Here is a 14711-nt window from a genome sequence, read left to right as displayed (position 1 = left end):
GCGTGTGAAAGAAAACAACGTTGAAAACCTCGATCTCTCCGGCATCGCAGTTGCAATGAAGGGAATTGTAAAGACATTTCCTTCCGTTGTCGCTAATGATCATGTCGATTTCCAAGTCAAACAGGGTGAAATACACGCACTTGTTGGCGAGAATGGTGCAGGAAAATCGACACTCATGAATCAGTTGTATGGACTTTATACTCCTGACGAAGGAGAGATTTTTATAAATGGCAAGAGGACAGTAATCAATGGTCCTAAAGATGCTATTGAAATGGGTATTGGTATGGTTCATCAGCATTTCATGCTTGTGGACAATCAGACTGTAGCTGAAAACGTCGTCCTCGGTTCTGAACCGAAGTACGGCCCTCTAAAACTCTTCTTGGACACTGGAAAGTCACGAAAAATCGTTAAAGAATTGTCGATGAAGTTTGGATTGGCCGTTGATATTGATTCGTATATCGAAGACATTCCTGTTGGAATGCAGCAAAGGGTTGAAATTCTAAAAATTCTCTACAGGGGCGCTGAGATTCTGATCTTCGATGAACCGACAGCCGTTCTTACTCCCCAGGAAACTGAAGAGCTTTTCAAGATTCTCCGAGTACTTAAAGAGAATGGTAAGACTATCATCTTCATTACTCACAAACTGAACGAAGTGATGGCTATAACTGACAGAGTAACGGTAATGAGACTTGGTAAAGTTACCGGTCAAGTAAACACTAAAGACACTAACCCGAGACAACTCGCCACAATGATGGTCGGAAGAGAAGTTCTTCTACGTGTGGAAAAGGAAGAGAAGCAGGCTGGTGATACTGTTCTCGAGGTAAAAGACCTCCATGTCAAAGACAACAGAAATCTATACACTGTTAACGGAGTCTCTTTTTCGGTCCGTCAGGGCGAAATCGTGGGAATAGCAGGTGTTGCAGGCAACGGTCAAACAGAGCTTGTTGAGGCAATAACTGGTTTACGGAAGGTTGAAAAAGGCAATGTCTTCCTTAGCGGCATGGATCTTACCAATCAAACCGCGCTGGAGATTAGAGAGACAGGCTTAACTCATATTCCGGAGAACAGAATCAAACGAGGCATGGTAACTCAGTACCCCGTATTTTACAATCTTATCCTTGGGAAACAGGACGAAGAACCCTTTTCACAGGAGGGGTTTATTAACCAGAAAGCTGTTAAGGATTTCGCCAGGGAAGTTGTGGATACATTTGATGTCAGGCCAAAGAATATAAACATGCTTGCTGGAAACCTCTCAGGCGGAAACCAGCAAAAAGTGGTTGTAGGGCGTGAACTGAGTATCGTACCGATAGAACCGAAAGTTGTGGTAGTCTCTCAGCCGACAAGAGGACTAGATATAGGAGCCATTGAGTTCATACACACAACTTTGATTTCAATGCGTGACAAGGGTATTGCAATGCTTCTGATTTCAATGGAGCTGGACGAGATATTTTCCCTTTCTGATAGAATACTCGTCTTCTATGAGGGCGAAATAATGGGGGAAGTAACTCCTGATGAAGTCGATCGAGAAGAAATAGGACTGATGATGGCCGGTCACAAGAAGGCCGAGGTCGTCAGGGAACGGAGTGATGAAGAATGAATACAAGCAAAATCTACGCATTACTAGTACCTGTTGTCTCCGTTTTAATAGCTCTCCTGATCGCCTCCATTATCATCATAATGATCGGAAAAAATCCGATAACTGCCTATTCCATAATGCTTGAAGGTGCATTCGGCAGTCAGGAAGCAGTCGCGGATACAATCATGAAGATGACACCTCTAATTCTAACCGGTCTTGCAGTAGGGTTCGGTTTCAGAGCGGGAGTTTTCAACATAGGCGCAGAGGGCCAAATGACAATGGGCGCACTCATTGGCGCCATAGTAGCTATGAACATTGGGGGAATACCCTCGGTAATCGCTATTCCTCTTTCGATACTTGTTGGAATGCTTGCCGGTGCCTTTTGGGCGTCTATAGCCGGTTTTCTTAAGGCATTTACAGGGGCTCACGAAGTTATCTCGACGATAATGCTCAACTGGATTGCTGCAAACATTGCCTCTTTTATGGTATCTGGACCTCTTGCGGTGGGCTCGGGTACTCCTAAGAGCCCAGAAATTGCAGAAGCGGCTAAGCTTCCAGTAATACTAAAGGTTCAAGCCACAGAACTCAGTATTGGGATTTTTATTGCCATTGCCGTGGCAATAATAATGTACATCTTGATAGAGAAGACTACAACTGGATACAAGCTAAAGGCCGTTGGGTTCAACCCTCATGCAGCAGAGTACGGTGGTATTAGCATAAGAAAGAGTATAATTCTAACCATGGCGATCAGTGGTGCTCTTGCCGGAATGGCAGGAATAGTTGATCTCATTGGGGTCCCACCTCACAGATTTGTCGGCGAACTGACCGGTGGAAGGGGATTCGATGGGATCACAATAGCTTTGATCGGTAGAAATCATCCTATCGGTATAATTTTTGCTGCTCTACTTATTGCTGCCCTTAGGACCGGCTCAAACGCGATGCAAATTAGAGCCCAGATACCAAACGACATTGTTTCAATAATCCAGGGGATAGTAATCTTTCTTGTTGCAGCTGAAAGGATCGTATCCACACTCATATCCTGGAGGCGAAAGAAAGGAGTGACTGCAATATGAGCTGGATCGAAGCGATCTTTGCTATACTTGTCAACCCTTTGTTCTACAAACTGACTCTGCTTTCCGCAACTCCTTTGATTTTCGCCTCTCTCGGAGGTACATACAGCGAAATCACTGGGGTAACGAATATTGCTCTCGAAGGTATCATGCTTATGGGAGCGTTTACCTCTATTGTTTTTACCCTTCTTTCAGGCAATGCGTGGATTGGAGTTCTTATGGCAGTAATTATTGGAACAGGGTTCACGTGGTTCCATGCATGGGCTAGCATAAGGTGGTCTGCAAACCAGATTGTAAGCGCTACAGCCCTTGTCATCATTGCTCAAGGGACGACGTCCTTCTTGATGATTCCAATATTCGGAAATGAAGGCCAAACTGATTTCATTGGTAGAGTTGCGTATCTTGAAGCCGGTTGGCTGAAGGAAATCCCTTTCATAGGGGATATTTTCGGTTCTATGAGCCCTTTTACCTATCTTGCGATCATCTCCATAGCAGCAAGCTGGTTCCTGATGTACAAGACACCTCTAGGACTGAGAATGAGAGCCGTTGGAGAGAACCCGGAGGCCGCGGATACTCTTGGGATAAACGTATTCAGGATAAGATATTTTGGAGTTCTTATGAGTGGTGTCTTTGCCAGTCTTGCAGGAGCTTTTCTATCAGTAGGAGAGCTAGGAAGGTTTGTTGAGAATATGATTCACGGAAGAGGGTTTATTGCTCTTGCAGCGATGATTCTAGGTAACTGGAATCCAGTTGGCGCGATGTGGGCCGCGATTTTGTTTGGGGCTGCAGAAGCGATGAATCTTCAGCTGCAAAGCAGTTCGATTGTCTCGGTATCTGCAAGTGTCAAACCGCTTTTCAATATGCTTCCTTTTGTAGTAACGCTTATTGTTGTTGGCGGCTTTATTGGGAAAACAAGATCACCTGCAGCTTCGGGAACGCCTTACGAAAAGGAATCATGATAATTGAGAAGAGGCCCCCAGGGGCCTCTTCTCCTATGCCATCCTTAGTGCCCGCTGAAGCCGATTAAGTGTCTTATTTCTTCCAAGAAGGAATATAACATCTACTAGTTCGGGCCCTTCTTCGGCCGATGTAAGGATATACCTTAACGTCATGTAGAAACCCTTTCTATCAGGTTTCATATCTTTTATGATAGCTCTTATGGTCCCAATTATTTCATCGTTATTCCAGGAATCAAGATATTCTACTCTGTCTTTGAAGGCTTCAAGAGCCCTGTAAACTTCCCTTTCGCTATCACTGGATGGGCTGAATTGAGTCAGCTCAGGGTCATCGAAATACAACTTCATTTTCTCTGGTACTTCAGAAAGTGTCTCAACTCCCTTTCGAACAGAGTCAATGGCTCTTCTTAACCACTTTCTGTTGGCAACAACCTCTTCAGAAGTCATTAGCTTCGATTCCACAATAAAGGGGATTGTCAGATCCGTTATCCTGTCAAGGTCGGTTTCGCGAATATAAACCCCATTCATCCACCTTACCTTAGCGTCGTCAAAGATCGCCGCACTTGTATTGACCCTTTCAATTGTGAAGCTTTCAACTATCTCTTCATGTCGTAAGATTTCCTTCCCATCCGGGTGAGACCAACCCAACAAAGCAAGGAAATTGAAGAACGCTTCAGGAAGAAATCCTTTTTCTCTGAACTGCTCGACCGAGGTATCGCCATGCCTTTTGCTGAGCTTCTTTCCATCAGGTCCAAGGATCATAGACACATGGGCAAATGAGGGTATTGCGACCCCGAAGGCTTCATACAGAGCCAGCTGTCTCAGTGTGTTTGAAAGATGGTCGTCTCCTCTTATCACGTGAGAGATCTCCATTGAGATATCGTCGGCAACTACGGCAAAGTTGTAGATTGGCTGCCCGTTGGACCGCATTATCACGAAATCACCAATCGCTCCCTCTTTAAAGACGACCTCTCCCTTTATCTTGTCCGAAAGCCGGTACTCTTTACGTGGCATTTTGAAGAAGACAACGGGATTCAGCTGTTTCGATTCAAATTCAGATACTCTATCGGCTGAATTGAAGGACTCCAGCATCGAGTGATCGTAGTGTGGAGCTTTACCTTCCGAAAGAAGCTTGTCGTGAAGTCCCTCTATCTCCTCTGGATAAGCGTAAACCTTATAGGCCAGATCTCTTTTAAGGAGATCTATGACCATGTCTCTGTAAATCTCACCTCTTTCACTCTGCCTGTACGGTCCAGATGAACCACCAACGTCTGGTCCCTCGTCCCATGTAATGCCCAACCACAGGAGTGCTTCCATCAGTTGTTCTTCGAACTCCTTCGTGGATCTGGAAATATCTGTGTCTTCAACTCTCAGAACGAGTTTCCCTCCGTAGTGCTTTGCGTACAGATAGTTAAAAAGCGCAGTTCTCGCTCCGCCGACATGGAGAAATCCAGTAGGGCTGGGCGCAAATCTCACTCTAATCATTATAATCACTTTCCTTTCCAAGAAAAGAGAGCAAAATACCTGAGATCGTTTTGCTGTCAGTTATCTGCCCGTCGATTATCATCTTGATAACCTCTTTAGTGTCAATCAGAACCGGTTCCACAAATTCACCCACATCGGGACACGGAACCTGAAATCTTTCAACTTCCGAAGAGTAGATGTGAATTATCTCATCGGAAAAACCCGGCGAAGTCTCAATCGTTGCCAGTTTTCGCAGATCTTTCGGAATGTATCCCGTCTCCTCCAGCAACTCTCTTCGGGCACATTCTTCAGGACTCTCACCTGCATCGAGTTTTCCTGCCGGAATTTCGAGCATATACTTCTGAACAGGAAAACGGAACTGCTTGACAAGAAGCAATTTGCTGCCCGAAACCGCAACAATTGCCACTGCCCCAGGATGTCTTACAACCTCTCGAGATGCGGTGCTTCCGTCCTGCAAGGTCACAGTGTGCTTCTCGAGTTTTAGGATTCTGCCAGAGAAGATTTCTTCCTTCGCAATTGAAAGCTCCATCTTACTTCTCCATTTCGAAATGAAGAGGCAGTAACTCATAGGTGCTTGTTCTTAGAATTCTTTCACTTCCTACGAGAATTACTTCGAAGTCACCAAATTCAACCATAAACTGTCTACATGCTCCACATGGAGAGGTTGGCTCCTTCTGGTCGCTCACTACTGCAATACTCCTGAATCTCCTGTAACCTCTTGAGACTGCAGATACTATTGCCGCTCTTTCGGCACATATGGAGAGTCCGTATGAACCGTTCTCCACATTAGTTCCAACGAAAACCTCACCCTCCTCTGTCAGCAGAGCCGCTCCAACGGGAAATTCCGAGTACGGTGAATATGATCTATCCTTTGCCTCAATAGCCTTCTGTATTAGTGCTTTCTCCTCTGAAGTGTCTTTCATCAACATCCCTCCTATCAACATTGAGCCTAATCTTCTCTACCTTATTCTTTCCGGCCGCCAGGATTTCGAAAGTGAAACCATTTACGATTATTTTTTCTCCCACTTCCGGAAATCTCTCAAGAACTTCAAGAAGATACCCGCCTATTGTCTCAAATTCAGTATTGGGAAATGGCTGCTCCAGTTCTCTCTCTATATCGTTAATCGGAGTCATTCCATCAACAATATACTCACTTTCACCAAGTCTCTCTATCATCATCTCTTCTGACTCCTCATCGTACTCATCGAGGATCTCGCCTGTCAGTTCCTCAATAACGTCTTCCATCGTTATTATTCCTGCCGTTCCTCCATACTCATCAATGACCACCGCGAGATGATTTTTCTTCTCTCGGAATTCTCTCAGCAGGTCATCGACCTTTTTAGTTTCAGGCACGAAATACGGAGACCTCATTATCTCTTCAACATGAATAGTCTTAAGAACGTTATTGTCCTTTCTCTCTAGAATGAAATTCAGCAGATCTTTCGCGTAGCATACTCCAACAATTCTATCTATGTTCTCTCTGTAGATCGGGTATCGAGAATATCCTTCCGATTCGACAAGTTCCATCAAATCTATGAGCGGCTGCTCTTCTTCCAGCGCCTCGATCTCTACTCTCGGAGTCATTATCTCTTTTACTGAGATGTCTTTCAATTCCAGAGTTCTCTTCATTATCATTCTTTCTTCCGATTGGAGTACTCCCTCTTCATGACCGGCATCTACTGCAGATCTTATTTCGTCCTCAGTAATGAATGGCGCAAAATCAACCTTCTTTCCCCCAACAACTACTATGAAGAAATTCGAGATATGCAATAAGAGCCATAAGAGAGGTTTCAAAACCACGGTGATTACAGTGATTACCGTTATCATTCTTCTGAAGAATCTCTCTGAATTCTCACGTGCGAAAATCTTAGGAGTTATCTCTCCAAACACCAGAATGAGAAAAGTCATGACCCCCGTAACAAGCGCCGCGGCAATTCCGGCCGAATTATTCGGAAGAAGTCGAAGTGCAAGTAAAGTCGCGAGTGACGAAGAAAGGATGTTTACAACATTATTCATCACAAGTATTGCAGTAAGAACTGAATTCGGGTTATCGACAAAGTATTTCACAGAACTGCTGAAGCGCTTTTCTTTGCTATCCATAAGATCGCGTAGTTTCAATTTGCTCATAGTCATGAGAGCCGTTTCTGTTCCAGAGAAGACACCCGAAAGGTAAAGAAGAAAGCCAAGTAGTACAAAGTTCAATAAGAGCGAAACAGGATCCCCGCTACTAGTAGGGTCTTCCACTTCTAATTTGCACCTCCAGATCAATAATGATACGGTCTGTTGTCCAGAATTGTGAATCCCCTGAAGAGCTGCTCCAAAAGTAAGAGAACAGCCATTTCATGAGTGAATGTCATCCTTGACAAAGACAACTTCTGCCAGTCTCTCGAAAGAACCTCTTCGCTGAAACCTAATGGTCCTCCGATAAAGAAAGACAGACTACTTACTCCTATATTTTGCCATTTTTCAAGCATTCGTGCAAACTCTTCTGATGAGTATTGATCTCCACGATCATCGAGAAGGAGAATTGTGTCATAAGGACTGGCAATTTTCAGATACCTCTTTCCCTCTTTCTCTTTAACCCTTTCCCTCTCCCTATGGATTTTACCACCCAGTGGGAAATACTCAAGATCAATTCTTGCAAAGCTAGTAAGCCATTTTCTGTACTGTTCGATTCCTTCAACTATGAAATGCGACTTTGGCTTTCCGGTAACAACAACCTTTATATTCATCTTACCCTGTTCCCGTTCTTAATTACTCCTTCTACAAGATCCCTCGAAAAATTGTAAACTATTTCGCTATAATCTTCTGCCCTAATTAGCACCATATCTGCATCGTATCCTACCTCAAGCATTCCCTTCTCTTTCTCAAGGCACAACGCCTTTGCACTGTTCGCCGTATAGGCATTTATAGCCTCTTCAACAGAAAGACCGCAACGGGATACCGCAAGGAAGATAATGAAAAACGGATTGAATATATTGCAAGAGCCCGGGTTAAAATCCGATGCTATCGCTACTATCGCCCCGAGATCGATGAGTTTTCTACCTTTGGCAAAAGGCTCATTGAGAAAGAATGAAGTCCCGGGAAGAAGAGTAGCAACTGTCTCACTTTCTGCCAGAAGTACTAAAGTCTCATTGTCAGCTGAAATCAGATGATCTGCCGAAACGGCTCCCAGTTCAACTGCCAGTCTTCCTCCACCTGACGATGAAAGTTCATCAGCATGGAGCTTAACTTTGAAACCCTTCTTTTGTGCCTTCATAAGGTATTGTCTGGACAGGGCTTCGTCGAAGACCCCATTCTCACAGAAAATATCGATCGTGTCTGTCAGTTCCACCAAATCATCGAATATCCCCGCCATTAGATCCAGAAATTCCTCTGGTGATCCATACTCATCAGTTACTGCATGCGCTCCCAGAAAAGTTGGGACAACATCTACCGGATGAATCGAATCCAGAGCTCTCAAGACCTTCAGCTGTTTGAGCTCATTTTCTTTATCCAGACCATATCCGCTTTTCCCTTCAACAGTTGTAACACCGAGCGAGAGCATTGAATCCAGAGAACTTAAGGAGTCGGCAAGGATGCTCGTGGCCGAAGCCTTTCTTACCTCTTTGACGGTAGATATGATGCCTCCGCCGGCTCTCATGATATCCATATAGCTCTTCCCTGAAAGTCGCATTATGAACTCGCTGCTCCTGCTTCCAACGAATGGGATGTGTGTGTGACAGTCAACAAACCCTGGCATGACGACGAGTTGACTTCCGTCAATATACTGATAGGCCTCCACGTATTCCCGACCGATGTACGATATCTTCCCTTCCTCAATAGCGATGTTCACATCGTGCTTTATCTCGAGAGAAGACATCTCTTTGCCCCGGAGAGGGCCGGCCTTTGGAGGAGATACGGCCTGTCGTATATTCAAAATGGCGAGCTCGGCAGGCACTTTCATTTATCCCTATCTGCGATGAAGTCCAGCACCCTTTTCTCAAGAATCGTAGAACCTGAGAACTTCTCCAGTCTTAAGTAGTGCTCAGCAACCTCGACAAGCGCTTGTAAAGGAGTAAGACCGACGATTTCGGAGCCAACAATCGGAACACCGTATCTCTCCGCTTCTGACTTTATTACCTCAAAAACTCTGAAAAGAGGAGTCTTTCTATAGTTCGTCATGTTCATCGAAATCTGAACGATGTCTCTATCCTCTAGCCTAAATCCAAGAGCTTTCACGTAGCGAAACCCTCCACTTATATTCCTTATCGATCTAGATATTCTGTCCGCAATCTCGATCTTATCAGTTCCCAAATTGACGTTGAAAGCAATTAAATATTCTCTGCAACCTATAGCTACTACTCCCGCAGACGGATGAATCTCCGAAGGGCCGAAGTCAGGCTTCCATTGCTCACTTTCAATCTTCGAAGCAAAATTCTCAAACTCCCCTTTTCGGATGTTTGAAAGACTTACCCGTTCAGGTGCAGATGCAGAATCTTCGTACAAGTAGACGGGAATCTTTAGTTCCTCCCCGATTCTCTTTCCAAGTCTCTTTGAAAGCGTAATACATTCTTCTTTAGTCGTATTCATTACTGGTACGAGCGGAATGACATCCGTCGCGCCCATTCTCGGGTGTTCACCGGAGTGGTTTCTTAAATCGATCAATTCCTCCGCCTTCTGAGCCATGCTAAACAACGCAGTCTCCACTGCTTCAGGTTCTCCAGTTATAGTAATTACAGAACGATTGTGATCTGGATCACTTGAATAGTCAAGAACCCAAACGTTCTCTACTTTCCTGGCTTCCTCAACAATCTGCTCAATAACGTCTAATCTTCTACCCTCACTGAAATTTGGCACTGATTCTATGAGTCTCATTCATACCCCCTCACAATCTACTGCTCTCCAAGTTCTTTTTCATATTCAACCTCTTTTACTGAGTAACTATGGACTATTCCTAACTGAAGCGCAAATATCATCGACGATGATCCGCCGTAACTTACGAAAGGCAACGGGATACCAGTAACTGGCAGTAGTCCCAGATTCATTCCAACATTCTCAACCACATGAAAGGCAAAAACCGCGAATATTCCGCTAAGAACTATTCTACCAAACTCGCTCCCTGTTTTTCTTGTGATCGACCAAATCCTCCAAAGCAGAAGCAAATACATGATAAGCAACGAAACGGCTCCAATGAAGCCCCACTCCTCACCAAGAACCGAGAATATGAAGTCAGTGTGATCTGCTGGAACGTATCCAAGCCTGTTCATCGTTCCCTGAAGCATTCCGGTGCCCTCCAGACCACCGGAGCCAATCGCCCTGATTGCCTGTATCGTATTATAAGCTGCTCCGGAGGCGTATTCCTCGGGGTGAAGGAAGCTCAGAAGTCTATCTCGCTGGTAAGGTTTTAGACCGAACAAAAAAACTACTGGCACCAATAGAGCGATAAGCGCAGTCATTGCAATCATTAGCTTATCGTATTTCTTACTGACTAGAGTCATGAAATACCAGATGATCATTACGATAATTGTCGTTCCCAGGTCGGGTTCAAGATAGATGAGACCAACGAAGACACCAGTAATCAGCACACCCAGAAAAAAGAGCCCATACTTGCTTTTCCCTTCTCTCGAATAAATATATCCAAGGAAGATTATCAGGGAGAATTTTGCAAGCTCTGATGGCTGGAAGCTGGCAATGCCAAGATCTATCCATCTTCGAGAACCTTCGACCGGTCCCAGGTAAAGAACTGCGCCCAATGTGACAACAGAGAGCAATACCAACAGAAAAGAAATACTCTTCCAAAAACCTCTCTTAACTACATAAGCAGTAAAAACGAAAACCGCGCACGAAAGCAGAACCCAAACAAGTTGCCTGCCGAACAGGTACTCTTCTCTATCACCAAAAGTGGCACTGTAGAGCACTATCAGGCCAAATATCATCAGTGAAACCATAATTAACGGAAGCAAGAACTCAACTCTGCGCTTCATATACACTCCTCTCATTCAATATGATTATATAACTTCTGAATCACCTTACGCATTAAGGCCTTCATCTGGGAATCCCAGTAGAAATGTGGTCTTGACTTTGCTTTGTCTTCGAGGCCGACAAAAATGTATAATCGAACCGGAGAGGTCTCCATAATCAAAGATAGTCAACGAGAGGAAAAGACTGAACCCGGAGACGCAGACGAATCTGAAGGAGAAGTGAGGATATTATGAATGTGAGAGAGATTCTTGAATCAAAGGATCAAAGGAAGCTTTCCATGGTTTCCGCATACAGTTACTTTGAAGCAAAATTCGCTGAAGAAGCGGGGGTAGACATAATATTGGTCGGAGATTCTCTCGGAACTCTTGTCATGGGTAAGAGGGATACCTTATCAGTTACGATGAACGAGATGATCTGGTCTCTCAAATCCGTTCGCCGAGGTTCAAAGAAGGGATTTATTGTTGCAGATATGCCTTTCGGATCCTACCAGTGTTCTACAGAAAAAGCCGTTGAGAACGTCATGGCTTTTCTTAGGCATGGAGCCAATGCAGTAAAGATTGAGGGAGGATTCGAAACAGCCGATCTAATAAAGTATCTGGTAGACAGAGGGTTCCCCATAATGGGGCACATTGGAATAACTCCTCAGCATGCCAGTTTGGTTGGGGAATACCAAGTTCAGGGAAGAGACGAAAAGAGCATAAAAAGGTTGATTGAGTCCGTAAACGATCTTGAAGAAGCCGGAGTCTTTGCAATACTTCTCGAAATGGTGGTAGAAGATGTGGCAAAGAGGCTAACGGAGGATTCTTCGGTACCTACCATAGGTCTAGGTTCAGGGCGATACTGTGACGGACAGTTTCTGAGATGGCATGACCTTCTGGGAATAAACGATGAATCGAGGCCAAGATACGTTAAGAGATTTGCAGACCTTAAATCGGAGATAATTGAGGCCCTCTCGAATTTCGATGAAGAGGTTAAGTCAGGTACCTTCCCCGACGAAAAGAATGCCTTTGAGGGCGCCGAAGAAATTTGATGCCCCTTGACGTTTCTGAACTGTCTGGAGAGGTAGGACCCTAATATGATGGCGGGAGAGAATGTGATTTCTTTCTCTGAGATAGATTCCACTAATCGGTTCGCTGTTGATAACCTGGACAGACTTCCTTCTGGTACAGTAGTCTGGGCTTTATCGCAAACAAAGGGTTATGGGAGGCACAAACGAGTTTGGCACTCTAGCAAAGGCGGGTTGTGGTTCTCAATAGTCTTCAAACCAACACTGATTAGAGAACCAAATGAATACACTAAACTTGCTTCCGTCGCTATTGTTGAAACTCTTCTCCAGCTTGACTTCAAGTCTGTAAGGATCAAGTGGCCAAACGATGTTCTGGTAAATGGCAAGAAAGCTGCCGGAATTCTCACAGAGGCCGTTTTTGCTGGCAGCTCACTCGGTGCCATAGTAGTAGGCATAGGTGTCAACGTAAACAATGAAATGCCCGACGAAATTAAGCAAACCGGGATCAGTTTGAGTACCGTGAAGGGTAATCACATATCACTTGAATCGCTTCTAGACAGGCTTCTTAAGAGAATAGAATTCCTCAGAAAGACCTACCTAATCAGAGGAAAAAGTAGATACCTCACCCGACGATGGAAAAAACACCTCGCTTTCGGAGAGAATGATGAAATAACTGTATCCCTACGCGAAGATGAAAGAGTCACTGGTATAATTAAGAGGATAACCCCTTCATCCCTGTTGATCGAACAAGAAAGCGGAACAGTCCTAGAAATAAAGTCAGGGGAGGTTATTCTCTAATCTCCCGAACAACCTCCGACCGGAAATCCTCAGTAACCTTCACAATAAGTGTTCTGTTTGAAAACCTTATGGAAACGATGTCATCGGGTTTTACTTCCGATGCTGGCTTTGCCGGAGTATTGTTTCTTGAAACGTAACCCCTCTCAATCGCTCTTTTTGCAACTACTCTTCTTTTGATTATCCCATTTGTTTTCAAGTATTTGTCTATCCGCAAGAGAAATCTCCTATGAGTATACACTTGACTAACTAACTCAAAATAGGTATAATTATGTCATCGAGATGTTCTTGCCCCCGCCACTCCGCTAGGTGCAGGGGCGCTTTTTTTACATAATCACTATAAGACTTCTTACTCCACCCATCTCTTCAAGATACTGGCTGTTTAGAAGAACGCCGCTTTCGATTTCGAGACCCATGAGACCTGTCAAAATGTACCCGGAATCGACAAACAACCTGGCGAATCCCTCCACTCCCGTGAAATCCAGAAGTTTGCTGTATGTAGCTAATTCGGAGACTATTACTCCATTATTAAGCGCTTCAGTAGTTTGAGTCTGATTCTTTGATGAAACGAAAAGCCATCCGTTCTGGATCCATATATACTGCCCTTCCACTAACAGGCTGTCGTTGGAAACCAACACTTTTAGATTCGGTTCTGCCTCCTCTATCATGAACTTGATTCTATCTAATGTGCCCTTGTAGGAGGCTCTCACAACGTATGAGTAGCCCACTGAGTCTGTACTTTCAGTTGTCGTTCCCCCTGTACCCATTAGACTTGCAAAGATATCATCTACCGAAATGTTGGCATCAATCATAATTTCGCCATTCATATCTTCGGACAACTCACTAATGCTTAGATTACCGATTCTTAGCGCCTCCAAATCCAAAGGTATCAATCCCATTTGCTCAACATCTAGATCAGAAAGAAATGAGAAGTTGTTAATTTTTACAGATCCAGAAACAAGTGGAAGATGTCGCCCGACTTCAAGCTCTGAGATTGAGGCTCCGCTAAGAATCTCAAAGAACTTCTCCCTACTTTCTTCCGATTGTGGTATCGAAAGAACCTCTGCTATTAGAACTTCTTCGCCATTCCATATAGAACCCTTTTGAATACTATCTCCCGTTGCAGAATAGAAGTAACCAAAGCCGGGAGAAAGTTCAGCTATGACCAAATCGAGGTCAAATCCCTTTTCGGCAAGCGAATAGGGCTCAAGATCACCTATATAAAGGTAATCTTGATCAGCAGCAATATTCAGATTAAAATCCGAGGGCAGCAGCTGTGGAAGGACCTTTTCGATGGCAGACTTCAGTGTCTTTGGATTGTCAATTGGGCCAAAGACAGCCACGAAACGATCATCACCCTCTGAGTCGACCCATACAGCCAACCCAAAATCCCTATCAAAAGCCTTGTATATATCCTTGGGATCGAGACCGTTGTTGTAAGCAAGCATTTCGACATACTGTGCTATCAGCTGCTCTATAGCAAGCTGGTTAAGAACCATATCCATGAGAACGGTTTGCTTTGTCACACCGTAATTCTCTTTGAGATTCTCAACAACGAGAATACTGTGAGACTTTGCAGGGAGTTTATCTGCCATAGAATAAACGCTGGCAAGTGTCAAAGACCCGATGATTAGTAAAACGAATACTGTAAACCTCTTCATTTATGCACCTCCAAGATCACATTCCAGATTTTGACGCAAAAAGGAGCGAATCTGTTCTCATTGTGATTCTACCATTAGACACAAAACAGATGAATCCCACCTGTGATCTTTTCGCGAAATCTTCTTAATCACTTCAGTAAAGAAGACTTAGAGGTTTTGAGTTGTTTCGAGAGAGTATAATAGTTGAGAAAAGAAATC

15 protein-coding genes are annotated in these 14711 nt (G+C 44.2%); 5 read left to right on the top strand and 10 right to left on the bottom strand.

Annotated features, from left to right (window positions below):
* Positions 1 to 55: 55 nt before the first annotated feature.
* From Y697_RS01170 to Y697_RS01160, 3 genes are read left to right on the top strand one after another with little or no spacing between them, the layout of a single operon-like run.
* On the top strand, positions 56 to 1597 hold the full coding sequence (locus Y697_RS01170; RefSeq protein WP_220665718.1) for an ABC transporter ATP-binding protein: 1542 nt from the start codon (positions 56 to 58) through the stop codon (positions 1595 to 1597).
* Positions 1594 to 2649 carry an ABC transporter permease gene (locus Y697_RS01165; RefSeq protein ID WP_121549874.1) on the top strand — a complete coding sequence of 352 codons (1056 nt, stop codon included), beginning with the start codon at positions 1594 to 1596 and terminating at the stop codon, positions 2647 to 2649. Before Y697_RS01170 ends, Y697_RS01165 begins: the two co-directional genes overlap by 4 nt.
* Positions 2646 to 3605 (top strand): ABC transporter permease, encoded by a 960-nt coding sequence (locus tag Y697_RS01160; protein ID WP_121549873.1) that lies wholly within the window; start codon positions 2646 to 2648, stop codon positions 3603 to 3605. Before Y697_RS01165 ends, Y697_RS01160 begins: the two co-directional genes overlap by 4 nt.
* Before the next feature lie 33 nt (positions 3606 to 3638).
* Here the strand turns inward: Y697_RS01160 and gltX are convergent, their stop codons facing one another.
* The 8 genes from gltX to Y697_RS01120 all read right to left on the bottom strand — a co-directional run bounded on the left by gltX (position 3639) and on the right by Y697_RS01120 (position 11053).
* On the bottom strand, positions 3639 to 5087 hold the full coding sequence (gltX, locus tag Y697_RS01155) for a glutamate--tRNA ligase (protein WP_121549872.1): 1449 nt from the start codon (positions 5085 to 5087) through the stop codon (positions 3639 to 3641).
* On the bottom strand, positions 5080 to 5616 hold the full coding sequence (locus Y697_RS01150; protein WP_121549871.1) for an NUDIX hydrolase: 537 nt from the start codon (positions 5614 to 5616) through the stop codon (positions 5080 to 5082). The genes gltX and Y697_RS01150 overlap by 8 nt, the downstream gene beginning before the upstream one ends.
* Before the next feature lies 1 nt (position 5617).
* Entirely contained in the window at positions 5618 to 6010 is a 393-nt protein-coding gene (locus Y697_RS01145) for a cytidine deaminase (RefSeq protein ID WP_121549870.1), read from the bottom strand.
* Positions 5964 to 7331 carry a hemolysin family protein gene (locus Y697_RS01140; RefSeq protein WP_121549869.1) on the bottom strand — a complete coding sequence of 456 codons (1368 nt, stop codon included), beginning with the start codon at positions 7329 to 7331 and terminating at the stop codon, positions 5964 to 5966. Before Y697_RS01140 ends, Y697_RS01145 begins: the two co-directional genes overlap by 47 nt.
* Before the next feature lie 20 nt (positions 7332 to 7351).
* On the bottom strand, positions 7352 to 7819 hold the full coding sequence (locus tag Y697_RS01135) for a 23S rRNA (pseudouridine(1915)-N(3))-methyltransferase RlmH (protein WP_121549868.1): 468 nt from the start codon (positions 7817 to 7819) through the stop codon (positions 7352 to 7354).
* Positions 7816 to 8949, bottom strand: coding sequence for an imidazolonepropionase (hutI, locus tag Y697_RS01130; RefSeq protein WP_259462254.1), 1134 nt, complete (start codon positions 8947 to 8949; stop codon positions 7816 to 7818). Before hutI ends, Y697_RS01135 begins: the two co-directional genes overlap by 4 nt.
* A gap of 80 nt (positions 8950 to 9029) precedes the next feature.
* Positions 9030 to 9944: a glutamate formimidoyltransferase gene (gene ftcD, locus Y697_RS01125; RefSeq protein ID WP_121549866.1), complete on the bottom strand. Its 915-nt coding sequence runs from the start codon at positions 9942 to 9944 to the stop codon at positions 9030 to 9032.
* Between the two features lie 17 nt (positions 9945 to 9961).
* Positions 9962 to 11053, bottom strand: coding sequence for an FtsW/RodA/SpoVE family cell cycle protein (locus Y697_RS01120; protein WP_121549865.1), 1092 nt, complete (start codon positions 11051 to 11053; stop codon positions 9962 to 9964).
* Positions 11054 to 11280: 227 nt separating this feature from the next.
* On the opposite strand from Y697_RS01120, the gene panB reads away from it, so the two are divergent.
* Together panB and Y697_RS01110 are read left to right on the top strand one after the other, a co-directional pair.
* Positions 11281 to 12081 carry a 3-methyl-2-oxobutanoate hydroxymethyltransferase gene (gene panB / locus Y697_RS01115; RefSeq protein WP_121549864.1) on the top strand — a complete coding sequence of 267 codons (801 nt, stop codon included), beginning with the start codon at positions 11281 to 11283 and terminating at the stop codon, positions 12079 to 12081.
* Between the two features lie 45 nt (positions 12082 to 12126).
* Complete coding sequence (locus Y697_RS01110; RefSeq protein WP_121549863.1) at positions 12127 to 12855, top strand: biotin--[acetyl-CoA-carboxylase] ligase; 729 nt, start codon at positions 12127 to 12129, stop codon at positions 12853 to 12855.
* Here Y697_RS01110 and Y697_RS01105 read toward each other — a convergent pair.
* Positions 12845 to 13069, bottom strand: coding sequence for a S4 domain-containing protein (locus Y697_RS01105; RefSeq protein WP_121549862.1), 225 nt, complete (start codon positions 13067 to 13069; stop codon positions 12845 to 12847). The genes Y697_RS01110 and Y697_RS01105 overlap by 11 nt on opposite strands.
* Before the next feature lie 109 nt (positions 13070 to 13178).
* The gene (locus tag Y697_RS01100) at positions 13179 to 14513 is read right to left on the bottom strand and encodes a hypothetical protein (RefSeq protein WP_121549861.1); all 1335 of its coding nucleotides are present in this window, start codon (positions 14511 to 14513) and stop codon (positions 13179 to 13181) included.
* Between the last annotated feature and the right edge of the window lie 198 nt (positions 14514 to 14711).

This window comes from Mesotoga sp. BH458_6_3_2_1 (assembly GCF_003664995.1).
In the GTDB taxonomy this organism is placed as follows: domain Bacteria; phylum Thermotogota; class Thermotogae; order Petrotogales; family Kosmotogaceae; genus Mesotoga.
Note: the sequence above shows the minus strand (reverse complement) of the source record. Positions and strands in the feature narration are given on the sequence as shown.

Bases quoted from the DNA above. Each gene is read 5' to 3' on its own strand.
- Y697_RS01145 (WP_121549870.1), bottom strand. From the start codon at position 6,010: ATGAAAGACACTTCAGAGGAGAAAGCACTAATACAGAAGGCTATTGAG.
- Y697_RS01150 (WP_121549871.1), bottom strand. From the start codon at position 5,616: ATGGAGCTTTCAATTGCGAAGGAAGAAATCTTCTCTGGCAGAATCCTA.
- Y697_RS01170 (WP_220665718.1), top strand. From the start codon at position 56: ATGAAGGGAATTGTAAAGACATTTCCTTCCGTTGTCGCTAATGATCAT.
- Y697_RS01110 (WP_121549863.1), top strand. From the start codon at position 12,127: ATGATGGCGGGAGAGAATGTGATTTCTTTCTCTGAGATAGATTCCACT.
- ftcD (WP_121549866.1), bottom strand. From the start codon at position 9,944: ATGAGACTCATAGAATCAGTGCCAAATTTCAGTGAGGGTAGAAGATTA.
- hutI (WP_259462254.1), bottom strand. From the start codon at position 8,949: ATGTCTTCTCTCGAGATAAAGCACGATGTGAACATCGCTATTGAGGAA.
- Y697_RS01135 (WP_121549868.1), bottom strand. From the start codon at position 7,819: ATGAATATAAAGGTTGTTGTTACCGGAAAGCCAAAGTCGCATTTCATA.
- gltX (WP_121549872.1), bottom strand. From the start codon at position 5,087: ATGATTAGAGTGAGATTTGCGCCCAGCCCTACTGGATTTCTCCATGTC.
- panB (WP_121549864.1), top strand. From the start codon at position 11,281: ATGAATGTGAGAGAGATTCTTGAATCAAAGGATCAAAGGAAGCTTTCC.
- Y697_RS01100 (WP_121549861.1), bottom strand. From the start codon at position 14,513: ATGAAGAGGTTTACAGTATTCGTTTTACTAATCATCGGGTCTTTGACA.
- Y697_RS01165 (WP_121549874.1), top strand. From the start codon at position 1,594: ATGAATACAAGCAAAATCTACGCATTACTAGTACCTGTTGTCTCCGTT.
- Y697_RS01160 (WP_121549873.1), top strand. From the start codon at position 2,646: ATGAGCTGGATCGAAGCGATCTTTGCTATACTTGTCAACCCTTTGTTC.
- Y697_RS01120 (WP_121549865.1), bottom strand. From the start codon at position 11,053: ATGAAGCGCAGAGTTGAGTTCTTGCTTCCGTTAATTATGGTTTCACTG.